Source organism: Micromonospora sp. WMMA1996, from assembly GCF_002573675.1.
Lineage (GTDB): Bacteria > Actinomycetota > Actinomycetes > Mycobacteriales > Micromonosporaceae > Micromonospora > Micromonospora sediminicola.
This window is the reverse complement of record NZ_PDHU01000001.1, coordinates 3,323,490-3,349,534: the sequence shown is the minus strand read 5'-3', so window position 1 is coordinate 3,349,534 and position 26,045 is coordinate 3,323,490. Positions and strand designations below refer to the sequence as shown.

The following is a 26,045-nucleotide window of genomic DNA, read 5'->3' as shown; positions in this document are numbered from 1 at the left end:
GCCCGTTTGGTGATCACAATTCGGCCACGCCCCGGATCGGCCGGCCCACCGCCGTATCGTCCGAACGGACGAGTTAGTGGATCATCGGCCGGGAGGTGGGCGGCTGCGAGGTTCCTGCCCGCGCCGCCCGGGCTCTCGGCGGACCGGAGGTTGGTCCGGTTCGCCGGTTCTGACCCTGCTCCGGGTGTGGTGTGGGGCAATGTCGGGCAGGTCCGGACCAAAGTGTGGCGAGGGCCACCCTTTAGGCCTGGGTGATCCCGGTTTGCCCTGCCTAGCCTCGTCGGATGCGTGACGACGGCACCCTCGACGACCCGAACGGCCCCGGCCGCCCGGCTGACCGTTCGGACGATACCCCCTCGACCGATCCGACAACCGCTTGTCCGCCGGAGGCCACCGGCAGCTGGCGTACCCGTTTCCGGGCCCTGCGCACCCCCGTGGCCCCCCGGCCCGGCCGGACCAGGCTCGCGGTCGCCACCGGCGCGGCCTGCTGCCTCGGCCTGGTCGGCGTCAGCCAGGTGGGCTTCGGCGCCCCCGAGCGCGCCGCGTCCCCGGCCCCCACCGCCGAGGCCGCCGAGCGGGCGGCGGTGGACGCCGCCTCGCGCGGCATGGCCCGCCCGAGCACCGCGCCGACCACACCGAGCGCCACCCCTTCCCCGACCGTCACGGCCAAGGCGAAGCCGAAGGCCAAGCCGAAGCCGAAGCCGCGGCGGATCGTTCCGGTCGCCGGCCTGACCCGCGCCCAGATGGACAACGCCACCCAGATCGTGCGGGCCGGCCGGGAGATGGGCGTGCCGCGCCGGGCGCTGGTCATCGCGGTGGCCACCGCCATGCAGGAGAGCACCCTGCTGAACTACGCCAGCGGTGTGCTGCCCGAGTCGCAGGAGTACCCGCACCAGGCCATCGGCTGGGACCACGACTCGGTCGGGCTGTTCCAGCAGCGGCCGAGCAGCGGCTGGGGCACCGTCGCCGAGCTGATGGACCCCGAGTACGCGACCAAGGCGTTCCTCTCCGCCCTGGAGGAGATCCCGGGCTGGCAGGACCTGCCGCTCTCGGTCGCCGCCCAGGCGGTCCAGATCTCCGCGTTCCCCGACGCGTACGCGCAGCACGAGTGGCGGGCCGGCGAGGTGGTGGCGGAGATCCTGGGCTGACCGGTGTGGACGGTTGCCGGACGGCCGGTCCGGGTATCAGGGACTTGCCGGTTCCAGGTACACATGATGGGGACCGCGGACAGGAGGACGTCATGTCGCTGATGCAACGGATCACCGCCTTCCTGCGGTCGCCGCGCGGCCAGCAGCTGGTCGACCGCGGCCGGCGTGAGATGGCCAAGCCGGAGAACCAGGCCCGGCTGCGGCAGATCGCCACCCGGCTGTCGTCGACGCGCCGGCGCTGACCCGCCCACCCCCGCCCGACGAGCCTCGGAGCCCCCCGTGACCGACCCCGCCCCCGTCGACGGGCAGCACAACGCCGCCCCAGGCCCGCCCGTGGACGCGCCCGAGGCGCCCCCGGCCCCGCTCTGGGACCGGATGCGCGAGGACCCGCAGTACGCGCCGGAGCACCTGGCCCTGGAGGCGGTGCGCCGGCTCGGCCCGGAGGCCGCGCAGTGGGCCGCCCGGGAGCGGGCGCTGCGGCCGGACGTGCCGGCCGAGCACCTGGCCGACCAGGCGGTCCGCCGGTTCGTCAACCACGCCCGGCTCTCCGGCGCGGTCTCCGGCGCCGCCGGGCTGCCCGGCGCCGTCATCGACGTCGGCGTGCTGGCCTGGACCCAGGCCCGGCTGGTGCTGCACGTGGCCGCCGCCTACGGCGCCGACCCGACGCACACCGACCGGGCGACGGACCTGCTGGTGCTCCAGCGTGTGCACAAGGTCGCCGCGACCGCCCGGCTGGCGCTCGGCGTGGCCGCCGGCCGGGAGCGGGCCGGCGCGTTGTTCGGCTCGGCCGGCGACCGGGCGCTGGGCCGGGTGATGCTCCAGCTCGGGGTGCGGCTGGCCCGGATGGCCGGGGTGCGCGCCGCCAAGCGGATGTTCGCCAAGGTCGTCCCGGGCGCCGCCATCGTGCTCGGCACCTGGGCCAACTCCTCGGCCACCAGGGAACTCGCCGACCGGGCCCGGGCGCTCTACCGCGACGCCGGGCCCCGCCAACTGCCCGGCCCGCGCCAGCCCTGACCGACGGTCGGACCGCCCGTCGGGCCGGTCAGTCGTTCCAGCGGGAGGCGTTCCAGGCCACCTCCGCCAGCCGGCCCTGCCCGGCGGCGTTGGGGTGGAACCAGTCCAGCGCGTTGACCTGGTCCAGGTCGAACCGGTGCCGGTGGACCGCGCCGCCGTCCCAGCGGCAGCGCGAACCGTAGGCCCGGCAGGCGGCGCGCAGCTGCGCGTCGTACGCCTCGAGCCGCTCCCGGACCCGGGCCCGGCGGGCGACCACGGCGGGCGCGGTCGACGTGGCGTCGGCCAGCAGCGCCGGGCAGACGCCCCGCGACCAGGCCCGCACCGCGCGGGGCTCGGTGTGCCCGAGCTGCCAGAGCCGGTGCAGGTCCGGGATGCTGACCACCAGCACCCGCGCCTTCGGCCGGCCCTTGCGCAGCACGGCCAGCGCGGTGTCGACCTGGTTCCGGAAGGTGGCGGTCGGCGTCATCGCGTCGACGTCGTCCCGGCAGGCGTCGTTCGCCCCGATCAACACGGTGACCAGGTCGGCCTTGTCGCGTACCGCGGCCCGGGCCTGGTCGGCCAGCCCCGCCGCGCGGGCGCCGGGCACCGCCCGGTTGTACGCCCGAAGCGCCGGCGCGTCGGCCCGCAGCCGCCGGTAGACGCTCTCCACCCGCAGGCTGTCCCCGGTCGACCAGGAGTGGCGTTCGCAGCTCACCAGCACCAGGCAGGAACCGAAGCCGGTGCTGATCGAGTCGCCGAGCGCGGTCAGCACCCGGGGGTCGCCGGGGCGGGGCGTGTCGGTCGGGCGGGGCGACGCCGAGCCGGAGCCGTCGCAGGCCAGCGCGACCAGCGCCGCGAGGCAGGCCAGCGCGGCGATCCAACGTCGAGGCATTCAGGTCCCCCGTCCGGCGGCGGCAACGGGCCCGTCGACCCTATGCGCCTCGACCGTCCGTCCGGGAACTCTGTCGCCTTTCTGCCATCGACGACCGTCGTTCACATCGGTGTGGTGCGACCCGATCGTTCAACTCACCGGCGCCACGGCGTGGGCAGGCCGTGCAGCCACCAGTGCAGCGCCCGGGTGATGCGCGGCAGCACCAGGTACGTCATCAACGGGGTCAGCACCAGCGTCATCAGCAGCGTCCGCCCGGCCAGCGGCACGTCGGCGAGGAACCGCGCGGTCAGCAGCGTGGCGGTGAGGCTGAGCGGGAAGAACGCCAGCCAGATGGTGACCGCCTGCTTCCAGCGCGGAGGCGCGGCCGGCACGACCGGCTCGGCCTCGCCGAACGTCTCCACCACGTGGTCCACCGGCGGGTCGAACCAGCCCTCGATGCCGGTGCGGCGTTCCACCCGGGTGTGCTCGACGATGCCCTGGGCCGAACTCAACCACCAGTGCCGCTGCGGCGAGTCCTCCCAGCCGCGCAGCGTGTCGGCGTCGGCGAAGCGGTACATCACGTGCCACTCGGCGGAACCGGGCGCGCTGCGGACGAAGCCGGCGCCGAGGAAACCGGGGAAACTCTCCGCGAGCGCCGTGCCGGCCCGCATCCACGCCACCATCTCACCGGTCCGCGCCGGGTCGGCGCGCCGGGAGACCGCGACGGTCACGGGTACGGCCTGCGTCGTGGTCATGCCCATCCTCTCCACCGCCGCGGGATCTCCGTCGGTACCGGCAGACCGATGTAACGCACCCGCCCGGCGGCGCCATCCACCGCGTGCCCGCTCCGTGTCCCGGATCACCGGCCCGCCGACGCCGCCGCGCGCCCCACCGGTTAGCCCCGGCCGTGCCGGGGTAGCCGGGAGGAATGACCCGATCACAGCCCCGCCGCGCCCGAGGCACGGTCGGCCACGCGAACAGCGCGCTCAACCTGCGCCTCGTGCTGGCCCTGTTCGGTCTGGTGGTGATGGCCGTCTTCGCGGTGCTCGCGTTCGCCGCCGACGTGGCCTGGCTGGGCGTCGTCTGCGCGCTCCTCGCCGTGGTGGCCGTGGTCGACCTGGTCGTGATCCAGCGCCGCCGCGCCGCCCGCCGCCGGGAGGAGCCGGGCGTGCGGCACTCACTGTTCGAGTGACAGGAGTACGAGATGCCCATCGCCACCACCAATCCCGCCACCGGACAGGTGCTCAAGACGTACGACGCGATGTCGGACGAACAGATCGACGCCGCCATCGAGCGCGCCGACCTCGCGTACCGGCAGTTGCGGGACACCACGATCGCGCAGCGCGCCCGGTGGCTGCTGGCCGCCGCCGACCTGCTCGACGCCGAGCGGGACGAGACCGCCCGGCTGATGACCACCGAGATGGGCAAGACGTACGCCGCCGCGAAGGCGGAGGTGACCAAGTGCGCCACCGCCTGCCGCTTCTACGCCGAGAACGCGCCGAGGATGCTCGCCGACGAGCCGGCCGACGCCGCCGCGGTCAAGGCGAAGCGGGCGTACGTCCGCTACCAGCCGATCGGCCCGGTGCTCGCGGTGATGCCGTGGAACTTCCCGCTCTGGCAGGTGATGCGCTTCGCCGCGCCGGCCCTGATGGCCGGCAACACCGGCCTGCTCAAGCACGCCTCCAACGTGCCGCAGACCGCGCTCTACCTGGAGGACGTGTTCCGGCGGGCCGGGTTCGGAGAGGGCGCGTTCACCACCCTGCTGGTCGGCTCCGACGCGGTGGACCGGATCCTCAGCGACCCGCGGGTGCGCGCCGCCACGCTGACCGGCAGCGAGCCGGCCGGCCGGTCCATCGCCCAGATCGCCGGCCGGGAGATCAAGAAGACCGTGCTGGAGCTGGGCGGCAGCGACCCGTTCGTGGTGATGCCCTCGGCCGACCTGGACAAGGCGGCCGAGGTCGCCACCACCGCCCGCTGCCAGAACAACGGCCAGTCCTGCATCGCCGCCAAGCGGTTCATCGTGCACACCGACGTCTTCGACGCGTTCGCCGAGAAGTTCGCCGCCCGGATGGCGGCGCTACGGGTCGGCGACCCGATGGACGACGACACCGACGTCGGCCCGCTGGCCAGCGAGCGCGGCCGGGACGAGGTGCACGCGCAGGTGACCGACGCCGTCGACCAGGGCGCCACCGTGCTGTGCGGTGGCGAGAAGCCCGCCGGGGACGGCTGGTTCTACCCGCCGACCGTGGTCACCGACCTGCGGCCCGAGATGCGGATGTGGAGTGAGGAGGTGTTCGGGCCGGTGGCCGGCCTCTACCGGGTCGGCTCGTACGACGAGGCGATCGAGGTGGCCAACGGCACCAGCTTCGGCCTCGGCTCCAACGCCTGGACCACCGACCCGGCCGAACAGGAACGTTTCGCCGAGGACCTGGACGCGGGCAACGTCTTCATCAACGGCATGACCACGTCCTATCCGGAGCTGCCGTTCGGCGGCGTGAAGAACTCCGGCTACGGCCGCGAGCTGTCCGCCCTGGGCATGCGGGAGTTCTGCAACACCAAGACGGTCTGGATCGGCGAGGGGGAGGCCGGCGCGGGCGCCGGCGCGCACGCCGAGTAGCCACGGTTGGCCGGACGCCGTCATGGGTAGGAGTGCTGCCCATGACGGCGTTCGGCTTTCACGCATCCCACGAGCAGATCCACCCGGCGAAGCTGCTGGAGGCGGTGATCCACGCCGAGCGCGCCGGCTTCGACGCCGCGATGTGCTCCGACCACTTCTCGCCCTGGAGCGAGCGGCAGGGCCAGTCCGGCTTCGCCTGGTCCTGGCTCGGCGCCGCGCTGCAGGCCACGAACCTGTCGTTCGGCGTGGTCAACGCGCCGGGCCAGCGCTACCACCCGGCCATCATCGCGCAGGCCATCGGCACGCTCGGCGCCATGTACCCGGGCCGCTTCTGGGCCGCGCTGGGCACCGGCGAGGCCAGCAACGAGCACATCACCGGCGACGTGTGGCCGCGCAAGGAGCTGCGCAGCGCGCGGCTGCGCGAGTGCGTCGACGTGATCCGGGCGTTGCTGGCCGGCGAGGAGGTCAGCCACGACGGGCTGGTCACGGTGGACCGGGCGAAGCTGTGGACCCGGCCCGAGGAGCCGCCCGCGCTGGTCGGCGCCGCGGTCAGCGTCGCCACCGCCCGCTGGTGCGCCCAGTGGGCCGACGGCCTGATCACCGTCAACGCGCCGGTGGACCACCTGCGCCAGATGATCGACGCCTACCGGGACGCCGGCGGGCGCGGACCGCTGCACCTGCAGGTGCACGTCAGCTGGGCGCCCGAGCAGGCCGAGGCCGAGGCGATCGCGTACGAGCAGTGGCGCAGCAACGTCTTCGCCCCGCCGGTCTGCTGGGACCTGGAGACCGCCGAGCACTTCGACGTGGCCAGCGCCGACGTGCCGATGGCGAAGGTCACCGAGACCGTCAACGTCTCCGCCGACCTGGGCCGGCACGTCGGCTGGCTGGAGGAGTACGTGGCGCTGGGCTTCGACCAGATCGCCCTGCACCACGTCGGGCAGGAGCAGCGGGCGTTCGTCGACGCGTTCGGCACGGAGGTGCTGCCGAAGGTGCGCGGGGGCGCGTGATCACGGTCCGGCCGCCGGACGCCTAGGCTCTGACCCCATGGAAGCTCTGTTCGAGGTCGTGGTCTTCCTGGCGATCGCGACCTTCGGCGCGGCGCTGGCCCGACGACTCGGGCTGCTCGCACCGATCCTGCTGGTCGTGCTCGGCCTCGCGCTGTCCTTCCTGCCGTTCGTCCCGCACGTGCGGCTGGACCCGGACCTGGTGCTGGTCGGCATCCTGCCGCCGCTGCTCTACGTGGCGGCGGTGAACACGTCGGTGCCGGCGTTCCGGCTCAACCTGCGGCCGATCCTGCTGCTCGCCGTCGGACTGGTGATCTTCACCGCGTTCGTGGTGGGCACCGTGGTGCACCTGTTCCTGCCCGACCTGCCGTACGCGATCTGCCTGGCCCTCGGCGCGGTGGTGGCACCGCCCGACGCGGTCGCCGCCACCGCGGTGGCCCGGCGGGTCGGCCTGCCCCGGCGGGTCGTCACCATCCTGGAGGGCGAGAGCCTGGTCAACGACGCCACCGCGCTGGTGCTGCTGCGGGTGGCGATCGTCGCCGCCACCGCCAGTGCCGGCGGGGTCAGCTTCGGCTACGTGGCCCGGGAGGTGGTGGTCGCCACCGGCGGCGGTGTCCTGGTCGGGCTGCTCGGCGTGGTGGTCTTCGGCTACCTGCACAAACGCATCACCGACCCGGTGCTGGACAACGCGCTGTCGCTGATCATCCCGTTCGCGGTGGTGTTCGCCGCCGAGGAGATCCACGCCTCCGGCGTGGTCGCGGTGGTGGTCACCGGCCTGGGCATCGGGCACAAGCTGCCGCTGCTCATGTCGGCCGCCTCCCGGCTCCAGGTGACCGCGTTCTGGCGGCTGATCCAGTTCCTGCTGGAAGGGCTGGTGTTCCTGCTGGTCGGCCTGCAACTGCCCGAGGTGCTGCGCGACCTCGACGAGCCGGTCGGCTCGCTGGCGGCGATCACCGTCGCGGTGCTGGCGGCCGTGTTCCTGGCCCGGTTCGTCTGGGTCTTCCCGGCCACCTACCTGGCCCGGCTGGTGCCCCGGGTACGGCGGCGCGACCCGGCGCCCCCGGTGCGGTTCCCGATCGTCATCGGCTGGGCCGGCATGCGCGGCGTGGTGACGCTGGCCGCCGCGCTGGGCCTGCCGCTCACCCTCGCCGACGACCGGCCGTACCCGCGGGCGCTGTTGATCTGGCTGGCGTTCGCGGTGATCGTGGCCACCCTGGTCGGCCAGGGCGCCACGCTGCCGTGGCTGGCCCGGCGGCTGCGGCTGCCGCCGGACGACCCGGTGCAGGACGCGCTCTCCGCCGCCGGGGTGCAGCAGCAGGCCAGCCGGGCGGCCCGGGAACGGCTGGACGCGCTGGCCGGGGGCGCGCCGGAGGCCGTGGTGGAACGCCTGCGCGGGCTGACCACGTCCCGCGCCAACGTGGCCTGGGAACGGCTCGGCGGCACCGAGCGGGAGACCCCCTCCCAGGCGTACGCGCGGCTGCGACAGGAGATGATCGACGCCGAGCGGGAGGTGTTCCGCGCCGCCCGCGACTCCGGCCGGATCCCGGAGGAGGTGCTCACCCGCGCCTATCGTGATCTGGATCTGGAAGAGTCCCTGCTGCGACAGGAGGTCGACGAATGAGCTGCCAGCACCTGACCGAGCCGGGCGGGGCCGAGCCGGGCACCACCACCGAGTGCCCCGACTGCGTCGCCATCGGCAACGACGACTGGGTGCACCTGCGGGCCTGCCTGAGCTGCGGGCACGTGGGTTGCTGCGACTCGTCGCCCTACCAGCACGCCACGAAGCACTTCGAGAGCAGCGGGCACCCGGTGATGCGGTCGGTGCAGCCGGGCGAGTCGTGGCGCTGGTGCTTCGTCGACGAGGAGATCGGCTGACTCAGCCGACCCGGCGGGCCAGCACCTGCCCGGGCCACGGCGCCCGCCCCGGCCGCTCGACCGTGAACGGGTCGGTGGCGGTGAAGCCGCACCCCTCGTAGAAGCGCACCAGCGCCCGGTCCGGGCTCCGGAAGCAGTCCACCCGCAGCAGGCCGACCCCACGGTCGCGGGCCAGCTCCGCCGCGTGCGCCAGCAGCCGCGCGCCGACCCCGCGACCGGCGTACGCCCGGTCGGTGACCAGCAGGTTCACGTACAGCTCCGGCTCGGTGGGCGGCGGCACGTACTCCGTCGCCGCGCCCACCACCAGCGCGCCGGCCGCCGTGCCGTCGATCTCGGCGAGGTGCAGGCCGCCCCCGCCGGCCCACGCGGCGGCCTGGTCGATCCGGCGGGGGTCGGTCGAGGCCGGCGTGGTGCCCCACTGGTCGGTGCGGCCCCGCTCCACCAGCCACGCGGTGGCGCTGTCGAGCAGGCGCAGCACGGTGGGGGCGTCGTCCGGCCCGCCGGGACGGATGGTGATGCTCCGCTGGTCGGTCATCCCGCCATGCTGCTACACGGGTGCGACGGGCTGCCCGGCGGCGGCCGGCTCTCCGGTGGGCGCCGGCCGGCTCGCCACCGCGCGTCGGGCCAGCGCCGGAGCGGTCAGCCCGACTGCGGCGAACAGCGCGCCGAGCACCAGCCAGCCCGCCGCGCCGCCACCGAGCACGAGCAGCGTGAGCAGGCCACGGCCGAGCGCCTGGGCCAGCCCGGCGAGCAGCCCGTCCGCCCCCTGGTAGGCGCCGATCGCGTGCGGCGGCGCGAGGTCGTAGGCGAGCCCCGCGCCGGCCGCGCCCTGCCACAGGTCGCCCACCGTCCACACCGCGGTGGCCACCAGCAGCAGCCCGACCGCCGGCAGCACCGGCAGACCGGCGGTCGCCGCGTAGAGCGGGGTCGCCGCGGCCAGCACCAGCCCGGCCCGGCGCAGCTTCCGGGCGGCCGGGGCGGCGGTGTCGGCGCCCCGGCTGAGCCGGACCGCCAACAGCACGGTGAGCAGCGTGTTGATCAGCAGCACCGCCGACACCACCGGGGGCGGCGCGCCGGCCCGGCCGACCGTCCACAACGGCACGACCAGAGTGAGCACGGTCAGGTGCGTACCGAGCACCGCCGACGCGCCGCTCACCGCGAGAAAGCGGCCGTCCCGCAACGGCCCGCCGCGCCGTGCCGCGTCGGTGACCCGCCGCGCACCGCCGCCGGCCCGCTGCCGTGGCACCCGCAGCAACAGCGCCGCCGAGAGTAGATAGGTGGCGACGTTGCCGACCACCAGGACCTGGTACGCCCGGTGGGTGTCCACGGCCAGCGCGATCCCGGCCAGCGCGGTGCCGGCGGTGATGCCCAGGTTGGCCACCGCGCGCAGCGTGGCGAAGGCGTGCACCCGTCCGGCCGGGCCGCCGACGGCGGCGACGAGCGCCGCCCGCACCGCCAGGTTCCCGGCCGACAGCAGCGCCTCCGGCACCGCCACCACCAGGAACATCGCGAGCGAGTCGACCAGCAGGTACGCGGCCGCGGCGAACGCCTGGCAGACCTGGAGCGCGGCCCGCAGCGTACGCGGGTCCCAGCGGTCCGCCAGGCCGCCCAGCGGCACGCTGGCGGTCAGCCCGACCAGGCCGGCGACGGTCAGACCCGCACCCACCGACGTCGGGGAGAGCCCCACGTCCCGGGTCAGGTAGAGCGCCCCGCCGGCCAGCCACAGCCCGGTGCCGACCGTGTTGGCCAGCGTGGCGAGCGCGAGGGTGCGCAGCGGCCCGGGCGGCGGGAACGGGGAGACCCGTCCCATCAGTGCCCGACTGGCGCTGCCGCGCGGGATTCGGTGGCCGGGTGGCGTCGACTGCGGGTCATGGGCCCGACGCTAGACACGAAGACGCGGCGTCGGAGTCCCGCCCGAGGCGAGGTCGGTCACACCGTGCGCGTGCTGGCCGGCCGCCGTCGGAACGCCCGGGCGGGGCGGGTGTGCTCCCAGTCGCGACGCACCTATGGCGTGCCGCCGATCGGCGTTGCTGGGCGGTGGGTGGAGCGCGGTGGGCGTGTCCCGGGCCGTAATGCACCCGTGGCGTTCCACTGATGGCGTTGACGGGCGGTGGGTGGAACACCGCGTCGGGGCAGGGACGATGATGCCGCAGAGTGCGATATACCGCTGAGTCATAATTATGACCAGGCGGTATATCGCCCAACAATCATCGCTGCCCGCTGCCCGCTGCCCGCTGCCCGCTGCCCGCTGCCCGCTGCCCGCTGCCCGCTGCCCGCTGCCCGCTGCCCGCTGCCCGCTGCCCGGCCGGCTCCGGAGAGGTCCGTGGTGTGCGCAGGTCGCGCTCGGGCCGTAGCGCGGCACGATGGCATGTCCGGAGAAATCTGGTCGCCTCGGCCGGCCCGCTCTGCCAGGGTCGGCCCGTGGACGTGAGCAGGACCGCCCGGGCCGACGAGCTGGCCGAGGTGCAGCGGATCGAGGTGGCCTCGGGCGCACCGTTCCGCGAGATCGGCATGACCCGGGTGGCCGACATGCCGCCGCTGCCGCTGGACGCGCTCGCCACCGGGCAACGCGCCGGCCGGCTGCGGGTCGCGGTCGACGCGGCGGACCGCCCGATCGCGTTCGCGCTGGTCGACCTCGTCGACGGCGCGGCGCACGTGCAGCAGCTCAGCGTCGACCCGGCCTACGCCCGGCGCGGGATCGGCCGGGGCCTGCTCGACGACGTGGCGCGGTGGGCGGCGGCGGAGCGGCTGCCGGCACTGACGTTGACCACGTTCCGGTCGGTGCCGTGGAACGGGCCGTACTACGCGCGCTGCGGATTCCGCGAGCTGGACGCCTCCGCACTGACGCCGGGGCTGGTCGGGCTGCTGGTCGTCGAGGCGGCGCTCGGGCTCGATCCGGCCGACCGGGTCGCGATGCGCCGGACGGTCGGCTGACCCGGTGGCCGCGGGCAGCGGGCAGCGGGCAGCGGGCAACGATGATTGTTGTGCGATATACCGCCTGGTCATATTTATGACTCAGCGGTATATCGCGCTCTGCGGCATCGTCGTCCCTGCCGCGACGCGGTGTTCCACCCACCGTCCGTCAACGCCGTCGGTGGAATGCCATGGGCGCATCCCGGTCCGGGACACACACCGTCCGGAGCGGGGTGGCGCTGGTGGCGCGGGAGCGGGTCGGACGCCGGGTGCCGCCGGCCGGCCGGGCAGGCCGCGCTGCGCGCCGTCGCGCCAGAGCTGGCGGAGTTCGAGCGGAGCCGACGGGACGACCTGGCGGCGGTCGCCCGCCAGTGGGACGACATGGTCCGGCGGGCCGCCGCCCACCCCGAGTTCCCGGCCGGTTAACCGGTCGACCGGCGACCCCGGCCGTGCCACCATCGCCCGGTGTCCGTCCCCACCGATCCGGCCCTGCCGCGCTGGCAGTTCGACCTGACCTGGGCGCTTGTCGAGTACCACCTCGACCGGCTCGACCCGGCGGACTTCCTCTGGGAGCCGGCGCCGCTGTGCTGGACGATGCGGGCCGACCCGGCCGGGGGCTGGCGTCCGGACTGGGCCGACACCGAGCCGGATCCGGTGCCTGTGCCGACCATCGCCTGGCTCACCTGGCACATCGGCTGGTGGTGGTCGGTGGCCGTCGACCATCTGCGGCAGCGACCGGCGCGGGAACGGGCGGACGTGCGGTGGCCGGGGCCCGGCGCGGCGACGGTCTCCTGGCTGGGCGGGCTGCGGGCGGAGTGGGCGGACATCCTCGACGGCCTCACCGAGGTCGACCTGGCCCGTCCGTCCGCGTACCCCTGGCCGGCCGACGCCGGGCTCACGGTGGCGCACCTGGTGGCCTGGGTCAACGCCGAGTTGATGAAGAACGCCGCCGAGATCGGCCAGCTCCGGCTGCTCCGCGCGGCCGGAGGCTGAACCCGGCCCGCACCTAGTGCGCGCCGCCGAGGTTGAGCACCACCACGCCGGCGATGACCAGACCGGCCCCGACCACCTTCGTCACGCTGAGCGGCTCGCCCAGGAACGCCGCCCCGACCGCCATGATCGCGGCGGTGCCCAGCCCTGACCAGATCGCGTACGCCACGCCGACCGGGACGTCCCGGACCACGAGGGCGAGCAGCCCGAACGCGGCCAGGTAGCAGGCCACCAGGCCGACCGTGGGCCAGAGTCGGGTGAACCCGTCGCTCGCCTTGAGCAGGCTGGTGCCGACCACCTCGGCCGTGATCGCCAGCGCCAGGAGCAGATACGCCATGCCGGGACCGTACCCGGCGGTTCGCCGGCCGTGCGGTGGTGACGCCGGGCAGGCGCCACCACCGCACGGGCGTCGGTCAGGAGACGGTGCAGGCCCTGCCGTTCAGGGTGACCAGGGTGGGGTCGGGGTTGGGGGTCGCGGAACCCGTGCCGTTCAGGCCGAACGTGGTGGACGCCCCGGGCGCGAGCTTCCCGTTCCACGACAGGTTCTTCGCGGTGACCGTGGCGCCGGTCTGGGCGACCTCCGCCGACCAGGCGTGGCTGACCTTCTGGCCGCCGGTGAAGGCCCACCGCAGCGTCCACCCGTTCACCGCCGTCGTGCCGGTGTTGCGCACCGTCACCTGGGTGGTGAAGCCGGACGGCCAGCTGCCGTGGGTGCTGTAGGTGACCGCGCAGGTGGGCGCCGGCACGGCCGAGGCGTCACCCTGGTCCGCCAGGAACGACGCGAGCCAGGCCAGCGCCGAGTTCCAGTTGATCGCCACCTCGTTGGTCGCGTACGAGTTGATGTCGTCGACGTAGCAGAACATCGGCGCGCACCCGGCGAGCAGGTTCGCCGCGTACGGGTCCTGGAGGGCGGCGTTCGGGCCGCCGGCGAGCGAGCCGGCCGGCGGGTTCGGCAGGTCCGGGTTCAACTGGTTGGCGAAGATCCGGCTGTGCTGGTTGTGGGCGTTCTGCTCACCCCAACCGGTCACGTAGGACATGTTCAGCGCGTTGCGGCCGAACAGGTAGTCGGCGCTCTGCACCGCGCCGTCCCGGTACTTCGCGTCCCGGCTCAGGTCGAACGCGGTGGCCAGCACGATCGCGTTGTTCACCACGTTGCTGTTGCTGCCCCAGACGTACGCGTCGGCGGTGCCGGGCATCGGCAGCCCGTACGCCTGATCGGCGAGCGCGGCCAGGTAGCGGTCCGCGGCGGCGGTCACCGAGGCGCGGATCCGGGTCTTCTCGGCGGCCGGCAGCGTGTTCGGCACGGTGGCCAGGTCGAGCCGGCCCAACGCGGCCACGCTCTGCCAGCCGAACGCGCCGTTAGGGGTGAAGACGTCGGCGGTGTGCAGCGGCGAGGCCGTGACGTCGGCCAGGTACGCCTTGTCGCCGGTGCTCAGCCACAGCTCGACCGCGGCCCAGTAGAACTCGTCGGTGACGTTCGTGTCGTCGTACGCGCCGCCGCCGGTGCCGTCGCTGGCCGAGGCGTAGATCGCCGGGTGCGCCTTCGCCGCCGCGTACGCGGTCTTCGCGGCCGTGGCGCAGCGGGCCGCGTAGGTGGCGTCGTACGGGGCGAACAGCCGGGCGCACTGCGCGGCCACGGCGGCCAGGTTGAGCGTGGCGGCGGTGGACGGCGGGTGCAGCTCGCGCGGCTGCGGGTCGTCCTGCGGGGCCAGCGGCAGGCCGGTCCAGTTCTTGTCGTGGATCTTGTGGTGCACCATCCCGGCCAGCGGCTTGCCGGCCGGCACCTGCATGCGCAGCAGGAAGTCGAGCTCCCAGCGGGCCTCGTCGAGCACGTCCGGCACGGCGTTGCCCCGCTCGGGCACCCGCAGCGTGGCGTCACCGAGGGCCGCGCCGCCGTCGGCGGTCTCCGCGGTCTTGGTCCGCTCGAACGCGTTGAGCAGCTGGTAGGTGGCGATGCCGCCGTTGACCACGTACTTGCCGTGGTCGCCGGCGTCGTACCAGCCGCCGCGCACGTCCAGCGTGTAGTCGCAGACGCCGGGCTGGCAGGGCACGTCGGTGTCGCCCTGGTTGGGCGCGACGTCGAGGTGGCCGGCGGGGCGGGCGTACTCGGCGCCGATCAGGTCGCCGTCGATCGCGATGCCGCTGCGCTGGGCGTAGAAGAACTGGAGCGAGTCGGCGCGCAGCCGGTCGTAGAGCGTGCCGGAGATGTCGAACGGGTGGCTGGTCTCGCCGTCGACGGTGAGCGTGTAGCCGGTGCCCGGCGTGCGGTACGCGGAGAAGTCGACGGTCTGCACGTTCTGCGCCGAGGCGGCGTCGGTGCCGCGCGGCGTGGTCTCGCCGCTGGCGACCACCGCACCGGCGGCCGACCTCAACTGCCAGGGCAGCGCCCCGGTGGCCTCGGTGACCACGGTGGCGTGCTTCGGCCCGCCGGGCAGGTAGCCGACCTGGTTCACCCGGACCCGCGGCCCGGTGTCCGGCTCGTACGGCGGGGCCGCCTCGCCGCCGCGCAGCGAGACGTTGTCGAGGCAGAACGTCTGCGCCTGCGCGCTGCCGCCGATCTGGAAGATGAGCTGGGCGCCGGCGTTGTCGGCGGGGGAGGTGAAGGTGGTGGTGACGTGCCGCGCGGTGCCGGTGGCGGTGGCGTCGACGCTGGCGTACGTGGTGTAGGGGGCGCTGCCGAGCTGGAGCACCGCCTTGACGGCCGCGCCGGGGGTCGCGGAGACGTCGAAGGACAGCTCGTACTCGGCGCCGGAGATCAGCGGCACCGCGTCCTGGCCGATGCCGGCGTCCCAGGGGTTGGCCGTGCCGGCGGCGACGGTGGTGCAGAGCCGGCCGTCGGTGACCGCCAGGTCGCCGGTGCCGTAGGAGAACCAGGGGGACACGCCGGCGCTGAAGTCGCCGTTGCGCAGTTGTTCGGGGGCGTCCGGCGGCACCTCGGCGGAGGCCGGGCCGGCGGTGGCGGCGAGCGCCAGGGTGGTGGCCGCGGCGAGCGCGACCAGCCGACGACGGGATCGGGTCACGGAGGGTTCCTTCCGTGCTCGGGGGTGGTGGAGGAGAGCACGGGAGCTGGGAGCGCTCCCACTATCAGGGCGATGTTTCCATCGCGTTCCGCCCCTGTCAATCGATCCGACCCGATGGCACGCGCGCGCCCGTGCGCAGGGGGGTCCTCCACGCCACGTACGATGGTGGTGATCTCCTAGAGACAACCGAGCCCTCGACCTGGCAGGCTGCGACCCATGACCCTGAAGCTTCGTTCCGTCGGAGCGAGCGACCGTGGGCTGATCCGCAGCGGCAACCAGGACGCGCAGCACGCGGGCGCCTGGCTGGTCGCTGTCGCCGACGGCATGGGCGGCATGGCGGCCGGCGACCTGGCCAGCCGCATCGCGATCGACGCGATCGCCCCGCTGGACGTGGAGACGCCGGAGGACGCGCTGGTCGCCGCGCTCCAGGGGGCCATCGAACGGGCCACCGAGGGGATCCGCCGGGCCGTCGAGGAGGACCCGGAGCGTCAGGGCATGGGCACCACGCTGACCGCGCTGCTGTTCGCCCGCACCGGTAGCTGCCTGGCGCTGGCGCACGTCGGTGACTCCCGGGCCTACCTGTTCCGCGAGGGCGTGCTCAAGCAGGTCACCCGCGACGACACGTTCGTGCAGATGCTCGTCGACCAGGGTGTGATCACCGCCGAGCAGGCGAGCAGCCACCCCCGGCGCGCCGTGGTGACCCAGGCGTTGCAGGGCGACCAGGTCTCCCCGACGTACGCGACCATGGTGCCCCGGGCCGGCGACCGCTGGCTGCTGTGCAGCGACGGCCTCTCCAACGTGGTTCGCGCCGACACGCTCACCGAGGTGCTCGGCGAGGGCCTGGACCGGGACGCCTGCGCGGCCCGGCTCATCGACCTCGCGCTGCGGGCCGGCGGTCCGGACAACATCACCGTGGTGATCGCCGACGTCGTCGAGGAGTGACCGCGCCTAGCGCCGGCGCGGGCTGGCCCGCCGGGTCGGCTCCGCCGTGGTCGGGTCCTCCGGCCACGGGTGACGCGGGTAGCGTCCGCGCAGTTCCGCCCGCACCTGCGGGTACCCGGTCCGCCAGAACGAGGCCAGGTCCGCGGTGACCGCCACCGGCCGCCCGGCGGGGGAGAGCAGGTGCAGCAGCACCGGCACCCGGCCGTCGGCGATCCGGGGCGCGTCCCGCCAGCCGAACGTCTCCTGCAGCTTCACCGCCAGCACCGGGGCGGCCGGATCGGTGTAGTCGACCCGGATCCGCGAGCCGCTGGGCACCGGCAGCCGTTCCGGCGCCAGCTCGTCCAGCCGGGCCGACTGACGCCAGTCGAGCAGCCGACGCAGCGCCGCCGCCACGTCGACCCGCACGAGGTCGCCCCGGCGGCGGACCCGGCCCAGTTCCGGCCCGAGCCAGAGCGGCGCGGCGTCGAGCAGCGCGACGTCGGAGACGTCCGGCCAGTCGTCGCCGAGCGCCGACCGGCAGAAGGCCAGCCGGCGGCGCAGCGCCGTCGCCTCGGGCGACCAGCCGAGCAGGTCGAGGCCCTCCTGCCGCAGGCCGTCGCGCACCGCCGCGGTGACCAGCTCCGGGTCCGGCGCGGTCAGCGGCCGCTCGACCAGCTCGACGGCGCCGAGGCGGACGACCTCCCGGGCCACCACGTCCCCGGCGGACCAGACGACCTCCCGGTCGGTGCGCAGCAGCCCCGCGCCGGCCTCCCGCGCGGTCGCCTCGTCGATCGGCGCGGCCAGCCGTACCCGCGCGGTCGGCGCGCCGGGGGAGCGGTCGGCCACCGCGACGGCGAGCCACGACGACCCGGTCAGCCCCGACCCGGCCGCCAGCTCCGCGGCGGTCCCGCCGGCCATCAGGTACGCGGTCCCGCCGGCCCGCCGCGTCCGGGCCAGCCGTTCCGGGTACGCCAGACCGGCCAGCAGCCCCGCGGCCAGATCGTCGGGCAGCCGTTCGCGTTGCGGACCGCCGGCGGGCAGGGCGGCGCGCAGCCGGCGTACCTCGGTCCGCCAGCGGGCGGTGGCGGCCGGGTCCGCGCCGGCGCGCAGCCGGCGCCACCGGGCCGGCAGGTCGTCACCCGCGCCGCCCAGGGTCTCCTCGGCGAGCACCGCCACCACCTCGGCGGCCCGGTCCGCGCCGACCCGGGACGCGCCGTCCAGCAGCGCCCGCGCCAGCCGGGGATGGGTGCCGACCGCCGCGACCGCCCGACCCCGCGCGGTGATCCGGCCGTCGGCGTCCACCGCGCCGAGCGTGGTCAGCGTCTCCCGCGCCACGGTGAGCGCGGCCGGCGGCGGGGGGTCGGGCAGCGCCAGACCGGCGCCGTCCGGCGCGCCCCAGGCTGCCAGCTCCAGCGCGAACCCGGTCAGGTCGGCGGTGGCGATCTCCGGCTCCGGCTGCGGGGCGAGCCGGGCGTGCGTCGACTCCGACCAGCAGCGGTAGACCGCGCCCGGTGCCTCCCGCCCGGCCCGTCCGGCACGCTGGGTGGCGGCCGCCCGGGACACCGGCACGGTGACCAGCGCGCCCAGCCCACGGGCCAGATCGGTGCGGGGCACCCGGCTCAGCCCGGCGTCCACCACCACCCGTACCCCGGGCACGGTCAGGCTGCTCTCCGCCACCGCGGTGGACAGCACCACCCGGCGGCGGTCCGGGGCCGGGGCGAGCGCGGCGTCCTGGGCGGATCCGGGCAGCCGGCCGTGCAGCGGCAGGACGACGGTGTCGGGCAGGCCGCCCAGCCGGCCCGCGACCGCCGCGATCTCGCCCGCGCCGGGCAGGAAGACCAGCACGTCGCCGTCCCGCTCGCGTAACGCCCGGCGGACCGTGGCGGCCACGTGGTCCAGCAGCATCGGGTCCACCCGGCCGGCGCCGGGCGGGGTCACCGGACGCGGCGGCGGCGCCCAGACCCGTTCCACCGGGTGCAGCGCGGCCCGCGCCCGTACCACGGGCGCGGGGGCGTCCCCGCCGAGCAGTGCCGCGAACCGGTCGGCCCGCGGCGTCGCCGACATCGCGAGGAGCCAGAGGTCGGGGCGGAGCGTGGCCCGGGCCTCCACGGTGAACGCCAGCGCCAGGTCGGCGTCGAGCTGCCGCTCGTGGCACTCGTCGAGCAGCACCGCGCCCACCCCCGGCAGCTCCGGGTCGTGGTGGAGCCGGCGTACCAGCAGGCCGGTGGTGACGACCTCGACCCGGGTACGCGGGCCGCCCCGGCGCTCGCCGCGCACGGCGTAGCCGATCCGGTCGCCGACCCGCTCGCCGAGCAGCGCGGCCATCCGGTGCGCGGCGGCGCGCGCGGCCACCCGCCGGGGTTGCGCGATCACCACCCGACCGGCGACCGCGTCCGCGACCGCGAGCGGCGCGGTGGTGGTCTTGCCGGTGCCCGGCGGCGCGACCAGGACGCCGGCGCCCCGCTCCCGTAGTGCCTCGACCAACGCCGGCAGCACCGGTCGGACCGGCAGGTCGAGCGGTACGTCGGCGAGCACGGCCCCACTCTCGCACCCCGCCGCCGGACGGTCCGCGCTGCCCCGCCCCGACACCGTCGGCCGTGTCCGGTCCCCGGTCACCGACCCTCACTCCGTCGCCGGCGCGGTCATCTGTCGACAGGTCGCGCCGATCATGGAGTTGTGGCTCCCGGTTCGCCCGGACTGACGGGCATTGTCAGGTGCCACAACTCCATGATCGACGGAGGGCGCGGAGGCGGCTGGTGGCCGCGCGCGATGTGGCGGCTGGCGATATCACGAACGACTCAGCTCGACAGGCGGCGTGCGCTGGTGCCCCGGGCGCCGCTCCGTCGACCGGGGAGTTGCGGACAGACACGGCGCCGTCGGCGCCGGGCCCGGCTCGGCCCGGGCCCGGCTCGGCCCGGGCCCGGCTCGGCCCGGGCCCGGCTCGGCCCGGACGCGGAACGGCTCGGCTCGGCTCGGACGCGGGAACGGCCCGGCCCGGCTCGGCTCGGACGCGGGAACGGCCCGGTCCGGCTCGGCTCGGACGCGGAACGGCCCGGCCGGCGCATCGCCGACCGGGCCGGGTGGCTCGCGGACGCCGGGCCCGCCGACCCGGCCGCCGCCACCCCCCTAGTACGTTCCGTCGAGCTGCCCGCGCAGCTTGGTCAGCGCCCGGGCCAGCAGCCGGGACACGTGCATCTGCGAGACGCCGATCTGCTCGGCGATCTGCGACTGGGTCAGGTTGCCGTAGAAGCGCAGCGTGAGGATCTTCTGCTCGCGCTGGTCGAGGGTGGCCAACGCCGGGCCGAGGGCGACCCGCATCTCGGCCAGCTCGAACTCGCCGTCCTCGCCACCGAGCAGGTCGCCCAGCTCGGTGGCGCGCTCGCCGTCCCCGGTCGGGGTGGACAGCGACACCGCGTTGTAGGCGCGGGCGCCCTCCAGGCCCTCCAGCACCTCTTCCTCGGTGAGCTTGAGGTGGGCGGCGATGTCGGTGACCGTGGGCGAGCGGCCGAGGGTCTGCAGCAGCGTGCTGTTGGCGTCGGAGATCGCCAACCGCAGCTCCTGGAGCCGGCGCGGCACCCGGATGTCCCAGGTGCGGTCGCGGAAGTGCCGCTTCAGCTCGCCGATGATGGTCGGGATGGCGTAACCGGCGAAGTCGACGCCGCGGGACGGGTCGAACTTGTCGATCGCCTTGATCAGGCCGATCGCGGCGGTCTGCGCCAGGTCGTCGTTGGGCTCGCCCCGCCCGCTGTAGCGGTGGGCGAGGTGGTTGGCCAGCGGCAGCCAGGCCTCGATGGCGCGGTCGCGCAGGGCCGGTCGCGACGGGTGGTTCGCGGGCAGCGCGGCCATCGCGGCGAGCAGGTCGGCGGCGCTGTCGGTGAGCGCACGGGGGTCGAGCTTCGCGGAGCCGGCCGGCGCGGATGTCGCCGGAGCACTGATCGTGTGGGCGGTCATGGTGGTCCTCCCTGCACCTCGTCCGCGGGAAAAAAGAAGAGACGCTTAGGTTTAGCTTCAATTGGTCCGTTCGGAAGCCACCTTAGCCTGACCGGCGGACAGAAATCTAGCCGAAAGTATGATGTACTTAAGGCTTATCGGGGTATCAACGGCCTGGATCGGGGCATATCGCGCACCGGCGGCCCATGTCCGGTCGGTCGGCCCGCTCGATCCGACCGGTCAACGCAGAACCCGACAGTCGGTCGAAGTGTCGCCTTTCCGTCGTTGTCCCACCAACGGGACCGCCCGTAGCGTCCGTAGGTACACGTCTACGGAGGCACCGTGCTCGATCCCGCCGCGCCGCAACTCGTCATCAACGCCCCGACGCTGCTGTTCAGCTGGATCCCGGCGGACCCCGGCGCGGCGGAGGCGCTGGTGCCGGCCGGCCTCCGGGCGCACCCGCAGCGGGAGGTCTTCCTCTGTCAGTACGTGGTCGACGACGGGACCCAGACCTCCGGCTTCGGCGCCTACTCGCTCACCTTCCTCGGTGTCTCGCTGGCGGACATGGACGCGCCGGACGGCGAGACCCCCGGCGGCTGGTGGACGCACTACCTGGCCTCCAGCCCCCGGGTCCGGCAGTACGCCGCCGCCCGCGGCGCCCCGGCCACCGACGGCGAGACCCACCTGGAGGTGCGCGGCGGACGGCTCACCGCGGAGACCCGGGCCGACGGCCGGCCGCTGATCCGGGTCACCGCCCGCGTCGGGCACACCGGAACCGAGGCGCACAACGGCCACCACCGCTACCTCACCCGCCGCGACGGCGAGCTGATCGTGACCGACTACCCCTACGTGGCCGAGCCGGTGTCACCGTTCGAGGTCGAGTCGGTGGAGTTCCTGGCGCCGGAGCACCCGGTCTACGCGCTCCGGCCGGCCAACCCGCTGCACGTCTGCTGGGGCTTCTACTCGCCCCGGGTGTCGTTCGCCTATCCCGCCCGCCCGAAGGTGCCGGACGAGGCGGGGGACCTTCACCAGGTGCCGGCGCGCCGGGCGCGCAGCGGCCTGCCGTCCGGGTCGTAGACCAGCCGGTACGCCGGCAGCGCCCAGAGGCGCGTACGCCAGGGCAGCCGCTCCGGTCGGTGCGGGCGCAACCGGCCGGGCGGTCGGGGGCCGACCCGCCCACCGGCGTGCCAGCGGTCCAGCTCCTCGGCCGCGGCGGTGATCGCCGCCACCGCCTCCGCCGGGTCCAGCAGGTCGTCGTCCTGCGCGCCGTCGGGGTCGCGGTCCAGGTGCTCCCGCCAGAGCCGCAGCCGCAGGTCGCGGGCGAAGACCCGGGCGCCGTCGCCCAGCCCGGCCGGGTCGGCCGGCGACCGCTCGTCGTGGGTGTCGTCCAGCACCGCGCAGGACAGCTCGCTGTCGTGGGTCCAGGAGCGGCGGTTGAAGTTGTCGCTGCCCACGCTGGCCCAGACGTCGTCCACCACGCAGACCTTGGCGTGCACGTAGACCGGGGTGCCCTCGTGGTTCTCGACGTCGAACACGTGCACCCGGTCGGGGGCGGCCCGGTGGCAGAGCGACAGCGCCTGCTCCCGGCCCACCATGTTCGGCGGCAGCGCGAGCCGGCCGTCGACGTCCGGGTGCCGGGGAACCACCGCCACCAGGTGCAGGTCCGGGTGCTCGCGCAGCGCCTGGGCGAACAGCTCAGCCACCTCGTTCGACCAGAGGTACTGGTCCTCCAGGTAGATCAGCCGGCGCGCCCGGCGTACCGCCTTGGTGTAGCCGCGGGCGACGGTGCGCTCGCCGTCCGGGGCGAAGGAGTAGCGCGGACGCACCGCCGGGTAGGTGCGCAGCACCTGCACGTGGTGCGGCCCGCAGGGCGGCGGGTCGGCGGGCTGGTCGGGCAGCGGGTCCGGGCGCAGGTCCGAGCCGCGCAGCCGGTCCCGCAGGTAGGCCATCGGGTTCTCCGAGTCCAGCGGCATCGGGTCGGTCCAGCGCTCGCGGAACGTGGTGTCCAGCGCGCCGACCACCGGCCCGCGCAGCGCGAGCTGCACGTCGTGCCAGGGCGGCGTCGTGCCGTAGCGCGGGGACATGGCCACCGGCTGCGGATCGCCGGCGTGGGTCGCGTCGTCGCGCCGGCTGTGGCACAGGTCGATGCCGCCGGCGAACGCGATGTCGCGTCCCGGGTCGTCGGGATGGCGCAGCACGACGAGCTTCTGGTGGTGCGAGCCGCCGCGTCGGACCCGCTGGTCGAGCAGCACCTCGCCGCCGGCCGCGCAGACGGCCTCGCTGAGGTCGCGGTTCTCCTCCTCGCTGTAGGAGAGCGCGTCGAGGTGGGAGCGCCACAGCAGGCCCTTGACGACCACCCCGCGCTGGGCGGCCTGCGCGAACAGTTGCACCACCGTGGGGCCGTCCGGGCGCATCCGCTCGTCCGGGTCGCCCCGCCAGTCGGTGAAGAACAGGTGGTCACCGGCCGTCAGCGCCTCCACCTCCCGGACCAGCCGGTCGAAGTACGCGGCACCGTGAATCAACGGCTCGGCGAGGTTTCCGCTCGTCCAGACGGGTAATTCTGAGCCTGGGTTGGCGCGTTCCTGTGCGGTGAGGAACCAGTCCCGCAGGGTCACGTTCCAGCCTCCCGAGGTCGACGACGTCCTCACACGGTAGGACCCCCGGTCGGGCCCCGCACCACGACGCAGCAGGTCGGCGGCGGTGGCACGCGCCTGGGGTACCCCGGACCCCTGGAACGCGAAACCGAGGAGGCACCGACATGCCCGCCGAGACGACGAACACCGTGACCGACGACCGCGACCAGGCGGTGGAGGGGGAGCGGGGTGCGCTGGTGGCGGTGCTGTTGATGGTGATCCTCGGCGTGGCCGGGATCTTCGCCGTCTCCTGAGACCGCACCCGGGCGCCCCGGTGGACCGGGGCGCCCGTCGCAGGTCAGGGCCGGTCGCCCTGCCCGTCGCTGTGCGGCACCCGCCCGGTCGGGATCACCCCGAGCCGGCCGGCCTGGAAGTCCTCGACCGCCTGGATCAGCTCGGCCCGGGTGTTCATCACGAACGGGCCGTAGTGGGCCACCGGCTCGCGGATCGGCTGCCCGCCCATCAGGTAGAGCTCCAGCGCCGGGGTGTTGCCGTCCTGCGTGCGGTCGGCGGTGATCCGCAGCGCGTCGCCGGGCCCGTGCACGGCGAGCTGGCCGAGGTGGATCGGCCGCCGGTCGGTGCCGACCGTGCCGCGGCCGGCCAGCACGTAGACCAGCGCGTTGAAGTCCGGCCGCCAGGGCAGGCTCAGCTCCGCGCCGGGCTGCAACGTGACGTGCGCGATGGTGATCGGGGTGTGGGTCGAGCCCGGGCCGCGGTGCCCGGCGACCTCGCCGGCGATGACCCGGATCAGGCCGCCGCCGTCGGGCGTGGTCAGCAGCGCCGACTCCCGACCGCGGATGTCCTGGTAGCGGGGCGCACTCATCTTGGCCACCCGGGGCAGGTTGACCCAGAGCTGCAGGCCGTGGAACAGCCCGCCGCTCATCACCAGGTGCTCCGGCGGCGCCTCGATGTGCAACAGGCCGCTGCCGGCCGTCATCCATTGGGTGTCGCCGTCGGTGATGGTGCCGCCGCCACCGGTCGAGTCCTGGTGGTCCATGATCCCGTCGATCATGTAGGTCACCGTCTCGAAGCCCCGGTGCGGGTGCCACGAGGTGCCCTTCGGCTCACCCGGCGCGTAGTCGACCTCGCCCATCTGGTCGAGGTGGATGAACGGGTCCAGGTCGGTCATCGCGACCCCGGCGAAGGCCCGGCGGACCGGGAAGCCCTCGCCCTCGTAGCCGCTGGGCGCGGTGGTGACCCGGCGGACCGGGCGGTAGGTGGTGGACTCGTCCAGCTTCGGCAGGCGGGGCAGGACGAGGACGTCGTCGACGGTGATCGCGGGCATCGCGGGCTCCCTAGTTGTCGGCCGGGGTGGACGACGCGGTGCGGTCGGCGCGCAGGCGCCGGCCGAGCCGCTCGAAGACCCGGGTGAGGCAGGCGACCTCGGCGTCGTCGAGGTCGTCGATCAGGTGGGTGCGCACGGAGCGCAGGTGGTGCGGCGCGGCCTCGCGCAGGGCCAGCAGCCCGGTCGCGGTGAGGACGGCCTCGCTGCCGCGCCGGTCGGCCGGGCAGGACTCCTTGGCCACCAGGCCGCGCTTCTGCATCGTGGTGATCTGGTAGGTCAGCCGGCTCGGCGAGAAGACCAGCCGGTCGGCCAGCTCACCCATGCGCAGGCGCTGCCCGGGCGCCTCGGAGAGCAGCACCAGCACGTGGTAGTCGGCGAAGCTGAGGTCGCTGTCCGTGCGCAGGTCGTCCTCGAGCTGGGTGAACAGCCGCTGGCTCGACTCGATGTACGCGCGCCAGCAGGCCGTCCGCTCCGCGTCCAGGCTCTCCGTCATGCCGCAACAGTAGCACTATTTAAAATTTAAACAAGTGCCTCCACGGTCGACGGAGCGTGCGTCAGAGAGCTGGCATGAGGTATCCGTCGAAATTTGAACTGACCACCCAGCTAGGGTTCGGGGTATGGACGATCTCGACGTGCTCGACTGGCGGGAGCGGGTGGCCCGGCTCTACCTCTCGGACCTGGACCTGGACGGCTTCCGGGCGGCCCGGGACGAGCTGTTCCGCACCCACCCGAGCAGCCCGGTGCCGCCGGACGACCGGCCCGGCTTCACCGGGCTGCGCTGGTTCCCGCCCGAGCCGGACGCCGTGGTCGAGGCGCCGCTGCGGCCCGCCTCGGGCGAGCTGAGCATCGACACCGGCGGCCCCGACGGGGTGGTCTCCTACCGTCGGGTGGCGGTCGCCGAGACCCCCTGGGGGCCGCTGACGCTGTGGTGGATCGAGGCGTACGGGGGTGGGCTGTTCCTGCCGGTGCGCGACGCCACCTGCGGCAACGGGGCGTACGGCGGGGGCCGGTACCTCACCGACACGGTCAAGGGCACGTTCGGCCGCGGCCTGACGGTGCTGCCCGGCGGCCGGGTGCGGTTGGACGCGAACTACCTCTACAACCCCAGCTGCGCCTACGACGACCGGTGGGCCTGCCCGCTCGCCCCGCCGGAGAACCGCGTCGACGTGCCGCTGCGCGCCGGCGAGCGGGCGTACCACGCCTGACGCGAGAGGGAGGACCCGCAGCGGGCCCTCCCTCGCCGTGTCGCGCCGCTCAGCGGGCGGTGGCGCCGGTCGGCGTGAGGTGCATCCGGCCCAGCAGCTGCCGCGCCTGCTCCGCCACCTCCGCCTCCACGGTGACCGCGTACTGGCCGGCCCGCAGCGAGCTGGCCGAGGTGAAGTCGCGCTGCCCACCGGTCATGGCGTGCGCGACCGCGCCGAACACGGCGCCCCAGATCGCGCCGATGACCAGCCCGACCAGGATCACCGCCAACCAGTTGCCCGCGGTGAAGATGCCGAACAGCAACCCGATGAACAGGCCGAACCAGGCGCCGGTGCCGGCGCCCAGCAGGGCCGCCCGCCCCGTGGTGAGCCGCCCCATCACGGTCTCCACCAGCGTCAGGTTCGTGCCGACGATCGAGGTCCGTTCCACCGGGAACCGGTTGTCGGCCAGATAGTCCACCACGCGCTGGGCGGACGGATAGTCCGGGTACGAGCCGATCGTGACGGTCGGCGCACCGGCCTGCGGCCCGTGCCCGTCCCCGCTCGGCGGCGTCGGGCGACCGCCCGGGCCGGACGGGAGGTTGTCGCCGCCCGGCATTCCGGGTCGCCAGGCCGCGGTCGGAGTCGAGGGTCTGGTCATGAG

At 74.7% G+C, this 26,045-nt stretch carries 27 protein-coding genes; 15 read left to right on the top strand and 12 right to left on the bottom strand.

Going from position 1 to position 26,045, the window contains the following annotated elements; translation table 11 throughout:
- Positions 1-284: 284 nt before the first annotated feature.
- From COO58_RS15335 to COO58_RS15330, 3 genes are all read left to right on the top strand, one after another.
- Entirely contained in the window at positions 285-1,148 is an 864-nt protein-coding gene (locus tag COO58_RS15335; RefSeq protein ID WP_091578426.1) for a peptidase M23, read from the top strand.
- A gap of 92 nt (positions 1,149-1,240) precedes the next feature.
- The gene (locus COO58_RS30215; RefSeq protein ID WP_176558816.1) at positions 1,241-1,390 is read left to right on the top strand and encodes a hypothetical protein; all 150 of its coding nucleotides are present in this window, start codon (positions 1,241-1,243) and stop codon (positions 1,388-1,390) included.
- 37 nt (positions 1,391-1,427) lie between these two features.
- Positions 1,428-2,162, top strand: a complete 735-nt coding sequence (locus COO58_RS15330; protein WP_091578423.1) for an EcsC family protein — start codon at positions 1,428-1,430, stop codon at positions 2,160-2,162.
- A 28-nt stretch (positions 2,163-2,190) separates the two neighbouring features.
- Here the strand turns inward: COO58_RS15330 and COO58_RS15325 are convergent, their stop codons facing one another.
- Positions 2,191-3,033, bottom strand: coding sequence for a GDSL-type esterase/lipase family protein (locus COO58_RS15325; RefSeq protein WP_091578420.1), 843 nt, complete (start codon positions 3,031-3,033; stop codon positions 2,191-2,193).
- Between the two features lie 134 nt (positions 3,034-3,167).
- Positions 3,168-3,767: an antibiotic biosynthesis monooxygenase gene (locus COO58_RS15320; protein WP_091578417.1), complete on the bottom strand. Its 600-nt coding sequence runs from the start codon at positions 3,765-3,767 to the stop codon at positions 3,168-3,170.
- Between the two features lie 173 nt (positions 3,768-3,940).
- Between COO58_RS15320 and COO58_RS15315 the strand changes: the two genes are divergently transcribed.
- Genes COO58_RS15315 through COO58_RS15295 form a run of 5 tightly spaced genes read left to right on the top strand, consistent with a single transcriptional unit; the run spans position 3,941 to position 8,508 of the window.
- Positions 3,941-4,204 (top strand): DUF6343 family protein, encoded by a 264-nt coding sequence (locus tag COO58_RS15315; RefSeq protein WP_091578415.1) that lies wholly within the window; start codon positions 3,941-3,943, stop codon positions 4,202-4,204.
- 12 nt (positions 4,205-4,216) lie between these two features.
- On the top strand, positions 4,217-5,629 hold the full coding sequence (locus COO58_RS15310) for an NADP-dependent succinic semialdehyde dehydrogenase (protein WP_098745442.1): 1,413 nt from the start codon (positions 4,217-4,219) through the stop codon (positions 5,627-5,629).
- A gap of 41 nt (positions 5,630-5,670) precedes the next feature.
- Positions 5,671-6,636 (top strand): TIGR03885 family FMN-dependent LLM class oxidoreductase, encoded by a 966-nt coding sequence (locus COO58_RS15305; protein WP_098745440.1) that lies wholly within the window; start codon positions 5,671-5,673, stop codon positions 6,634-6,636.
- Positions 6,637-6,673: 37 nt separating this feature from the next.
- Positions 6,674-8,254, top strand: coding sequence for a Na+/H+ antiporter (locus COO58_RS15300; RefSeq protein WP_091578408.1), 1,581 nt, complete (start codon positions 6,674-6,676; stop codon positions 8,252-8,254).
- Positions 8,251-8,508 carry a UBP-type zinc finger domain-containing protein gene (locus COO58_RS15295; RefSeq protein ID WP_098745439.1) on the top strand — a complete coding sequence of 86 codons (258 nt, stop codon included), beginning with the start codon at positions 8,251-8,253 and terminating at the stop codon, positions 8,506-8,508. The genes COO58_RS15300 and COO58_RS15295 overlap by 4 nt, the downstream gene beginning before the upstream one ends.
- A 1-nt stretch (position 8,509) precedes the next feature.
- Here the strand turns inward: COO58_RS15295 and COO58_RS15290 are convergent, their stop codons facing one another.
- Positions 8,510-9,043, bottom strand: a complete 534-nt coding sequence (locus COO58_RS15290; RefSeq protein ID WP_091578403.1) for an N-acetyltransferase — start codon at positions 9,041-9,043, stop codon at positions 8,510-8,512.
- Positions 9,044-9,055: 12 nt separating this feature from the next.
- Complete coding sequence (locus COO58_RS15285) at positions 9,056-10,318, bottom strand: MFS transporter (protein ID WP_098745437.1); 1,263 nt, start codon at positions 10,316-10,318, stop codon at positions 9,056-9,058.
- A gap of 611 nt (positions 10,319-10,929) precedes the next feature.
- Between COO58_RS15285 and COO58_RS15280 the strand changes: the two genes are divergently transcribed.
- The 3 genes from COO58_RS15280 (at position 10,930) to COO58_RS15270 (ending at position 12,414) form a co-directional block, all read left to right on the top strand.
- Positions 10,930-11,442, top strand: coding sequence for a GNAT family N-acetyltransferase (locus COO58_RS15280; protein WP_098745436.1), 513 nt, complete (start codon positions 10,930-10,932; stop codon positions 11,440-11,442).
- Positions 11,443-11,607: 165 nt separating this feature from the next.
- Positions 11,608-11,847 carry a hypothetical protein gene (locus COO58_RS15275; protein WP_098745434.1) on the top strand — a complete coding sequence of 80 codons (240 nt, stop codon included), beginning with the start codon at positions 11,608-11,610 and terminating at the stop codon, positions 11,845-11,847.
- A gap of 39 nt (positions 11,848-11,886) precedes the next feature.
- A complete protein-coding gene (locus tag COO58_RS15270) occupies positions 11,887-12,414 on the top strand; it encodes a DinB family protein (RefSeq protein ID WP_098745433.1) in 528 nt (175 codons plus the stop codon).
- Between the two features lie 13 nt (positions 12,415-12,427).
- On the opposite strand, the gene COO58_RS15265 is transcribed toward COO58_RS15270, so the two are convergent.
- Together COO58_RS15265 and COO58_RS15260 are read right to left on the bottom strand one after the other, a co-directional pair.
- Positions 12,428-12,748 carry a multidrug efflux SMR transporter gene (locus COO58_RS15265; protein WP_091578394.1) on the bottom strand — a complete coding sequence of 107 codons (321 nt, stop codon included), beginning with the start codon at positions 12,746-12,748 and terminating at the stop codon, positions 12,428-12,430.
- 76 nt (positions 12,749-12,824) lie between these two features.
- Positions 12,825-15,431: a glycoside hydrolase family 9 protein gene (locus COO58_RS15260; RefSeq protein WP_098745431.1), complete on the bottom strand. Its 2,607-nt coding sequence runs from the start codon at positions 15,429-15,431 to the stop codon at positions 12,825-12,827.
- A gap of 216 nt (positions 15,432-15,647) precedes the next feature.
- Between COO58_RS15260 and COO58_RS15255 the strand changes: the two genes are divergently transcribed.
- Entirely contained in the window at positions 15,648-16,373 is a 726-nt protein-coding gene (locus COO58_RS15255; protein WP_091578389.1) for a PP2C family serine/threonine-protein phosphatase, read from the top strand.
- A 6-nt stretch (positions 16,374-16,379) separates the two neighbouring features.
- Here COO58_RS15255 and hrpB read toward each other — a convergent pair whose 3' ends face one another.
- The gene (hrpB, locus tag COO58_RS15250; protein ID WP_098745429.1) at positions 16,380-18,887 is read right to left on the bottom strand and encodes an ATP-dependent helicase HrpB; all 2,508 of its coding nucleotides are present in this window, start codon (positions 18,885-18,887) and stop codon (positions 16,380-16,382) included.
- A gap of 591 nt (positions 18,888-19,478) precedes the next feature.
- Positions 19,479-20,303, bottom strand: a complete 825-nt coding sequence (locus tag COO58_RS15245; protein WP_091578384.1) for a SigB/SigF/SigG family RNA polymerase sigma factor — start codon at positions 20,301-20,303, stop codon at positions 19,479-19,481.
- Between the two features lie 321 nt (positions 20,304-20,624).
- Between COO58_RS15245 and COO58_RS15240 the strand changes: the two genes are divergently transcribed.
- Positions 20,625-21,359 (top strand): hypothetical protein, encoded by a 735-nt coding sequence (locus COO58_RS15240; RefSeq protein ID WP_091578382.1) that lies wholly within the window; start codon positions 20,625-20,627, stop codon positions 21,357-21,359.
- Here the strand turns inward: COO58_RS15240 and COO58_RS15235 are convergent.
- Positions 21,308-22,897 (bottom strand): phospholipase D-like domain-containing protein, encoded by a 1,590-nt coding sequence (locus COO58_RS15235; protein WP_091578379.1) that lies wholly within the window; start codon positions 22,895-22,897, stop codon positions 21,308-21,310. The genes COO58_RS15240 and COO58_RS15235 overlap by 52 nt on opposite strands.
- A gap of 143 nt (positions 22,898-23,040) precedes the next feature.
- On the opposite strand from COO58_RS15235, the gene COO58_RS30805 reads away from it, so the two are divergent.
- Complete coding sequence (locus COO58_RS30805) at positions 23,041-23,169, top strand: hypothetical protein (protein ID WP_255292629.1); 129 nt, start codon at positions 23,041-23,043, stop codon at positions 23,167-23,169.
- Positions 23,170-23,213: 44 nt separating this feature from the next.
- On the opposite strand, the gene COO58_RS15230 is transcribed toward COO58_RS30805, so the two are convergent.
- Together COO58_RS15230 and COO58_RS15225 are read right to left on the bottom strand one after the other, a co-directional pair.
- Positions 23,214-24,200 (bottom strand): pirin family protein, encoded by a 987-nt coding sequence (locus COO58_RS15230; protein ID WP_091578377.1) that lies wholly within the window; start codon positions 24,198-24,200, stop codon positions 23,214-23,216.
- Positions 24,201-24,210: 10 nt separating this feature from the next.
- Positions 24,211-24,693 carry a MarR family winged helix-turn-helix transcriptional regulator gene (locus COO58_RS15225; RefSeq protein WP_091578374.1) on the bottom strand — a complete coding sequence of 161 codons (483 nt, stop codon included), beginning with the start codon at positions 24,691-24,693 and terminating at the stop codon, positions 24,211-24,213.
- A gap of 124 nt (positions 24,694-24,817) precedes the next feature.
- Between COO58_RS15225 and COO58_RS15220 the strand changes: the two genes are divergently transcribed.
- On the top strand, positions 24,818-25,405 hold the full coding sequence (locus COO58_RS15220) for a DUF1684 domain-containing protein (protein WP_098745428.1): 588 nt from the start codon (positions 24,818-24,820) through the stop codon (positions 25,403-25,405).
- Positions 25,406-25,454: 49 nt separating this feature from the next.
- Here the strand turns inward: COO58_RS15220 and COO58_RS15215 are convergent, their stop codons facing one another.
- On the bottom strand, positions 25,455-26,042 hold the full coding sequence (locus tag COO58_RS15215) for a general stress protein (RefSeq protein ID WP_091578369.1): 588 nt from the start codon (positions 26,040-26,042) through the stop codon (positions 25,455-25,457).
- Positions 26,043-26,045: the final 3 nt, after the last annotated feature.

What these genes read in the sequence shown, in the direction of transcription:
- COO58_RS15335 (WP_091578426.1), top strand. Translation starts at nt 285, where the DNA reads ATGCGTGACGACGGCACCCTCGACGACCCGAACGGCCCCGGCCGCCCG.
- COO58_RS30215 (WP_176558816.1), top strand. Translation starts at nt 1,241, where the DNA reads ATGTCGCTGATGCAACGGATCACCGCCTTCCTGCGGTCGCCGCGCGGC.
- COO58_RS15325 (WP_091578420.1), bottom strand. Translation starts at nt 3,033, where the DNA reads ATGCCTCGACGTTGGATCGCCGCGCTGGCCTGCCTCGCGGCGCTGGTC.
- COO58_RS15320 (WP_091578417.1), bottom strand. Translation starts at nt 3,767, where the DNA reads ATGACCACGACGCAGGCCGTACCCGTGACCGTCGCGGTCTCCCGGCGC.
- COO58_RS15315 (WP_091578415.1), top strand. Translation starts at nt 3,941, where the DNA reads ATGACCCGATCACAGCCCCGCCGCGCCCGAGGCACGGTCGGCCACGCG.
- COO58_RS15310 (WP_098745442.1), top strand. Translation starts at nt 4,217, where the DNA reads ATGCCCATCGCCACCACCAATCCCGCCACCGGACAGGTGCTCAAGACG.
- COO58_RS15305 (WP_098745440.1), top strand. Translation starts at nt 5,671, where the DNA reads ATGACGGCGTTCGGCTTTCACGCATCCCACGAGCAGATCCACCCGGCG.
- COO58_RS15300 (WP_091578408.1), top strand. Translation starts at nt 6,674, where the DNA reads ATGGAAGCTCTGTTCGAGGTCGTGGTCTTCCTGGCGATCGCGACCTTC.
- COO58_RS15295 (WP_098745439.1), top strand. Translation starts at nt 8,251, where the DNA reads ATGAGCTGCCAGCACCTGACCGAGCCGGGCGGGGCCGAGCCGGGCACC.
- COO58_RS15290 (WP_091578403.1), bottom strand. Translation starts at nt 9,043, where the DNA reads ATGACCGACCAGCGGAGCATCACCATCCGTCCCGGCGGGCCGGACGAC.
- COO58_RS15285 (WP_098745437.1), bottom strand. Translation starts at nt 10,318, where the DNA reads ATGGGACGGGTCTCCCCGTTCCCGCCGCCCGGGCCGCTGCGCACCCTC.
- COO58_RS15275 (WP_098745434.1), top strand. Translation starts at nt 11,608, where the DNA reads ATGCCATGGGCGCATCCCGGTCCGGGACACACACCGTCCGGAGCGGGG.
- COO58_RS15265 (WP_091578394.1), bottom strand. Translation starts at nt 12,748, where the DNA reads ATGGCGTATCTGCTCCTGGCGCTGGCGATCACGGCCGAGGTGGTCGGC.
- COO58_RS15255 (WP_091578389.1), top strand. Translation starts at nt 15,648, where the DNA reads ATGACCCTGAAGCTTCGTTCCGTCGGAGCGAGCGACCGTGGGCTGATC.
- COO58_RS15245 (WP_091578384.1), bottom strand. Translation starts at nt 20,303, where the DNA reads ATGACCGCCCACACGATCAGTGCTCCGGCGACATCCGCGCCGGCCGGC.
- COO58_RS30805 (WP_255292629.1), top strand. Translation starts at nt 23,041, where the DNA reads ATGCCCGCCGAGACGACGAACACCGTGACCGACGACCGCGACCAGGCG.
- COO58_RS15230 (WP_091578377.1), bottom strand. Translation starts at nt 24,200, where the DNA reads ATGCCCGCGATCACCGTCGACGACGTCCTCGTCCTGCCCCGCCTGCCG.
- COO58_RS15225 (WP_091578374.1), bottom strand. Translation starts at nt 24,693, where the DNA reads ATGACGGAGAGCCTGGACGCGGAGCGGACGGCCTGCTGGCGCGCGTAC.
- COO58_RS15220 (WP_098745428.1), top strand. Translation starts at nt 24,818, where the DNA reads ATGGACGATCTCGACGTGCTCGACTGGCGGGAGCGGGTGGCCCGGCTC.
- COO58_RS15215 (WP_091578369.1), bottom strand. Translation starts at nt 26,042, where the DNA reads ATGACCAGACCCTCGACTCCGACCGCGGCCTGGCGACCCGGAATGCCG.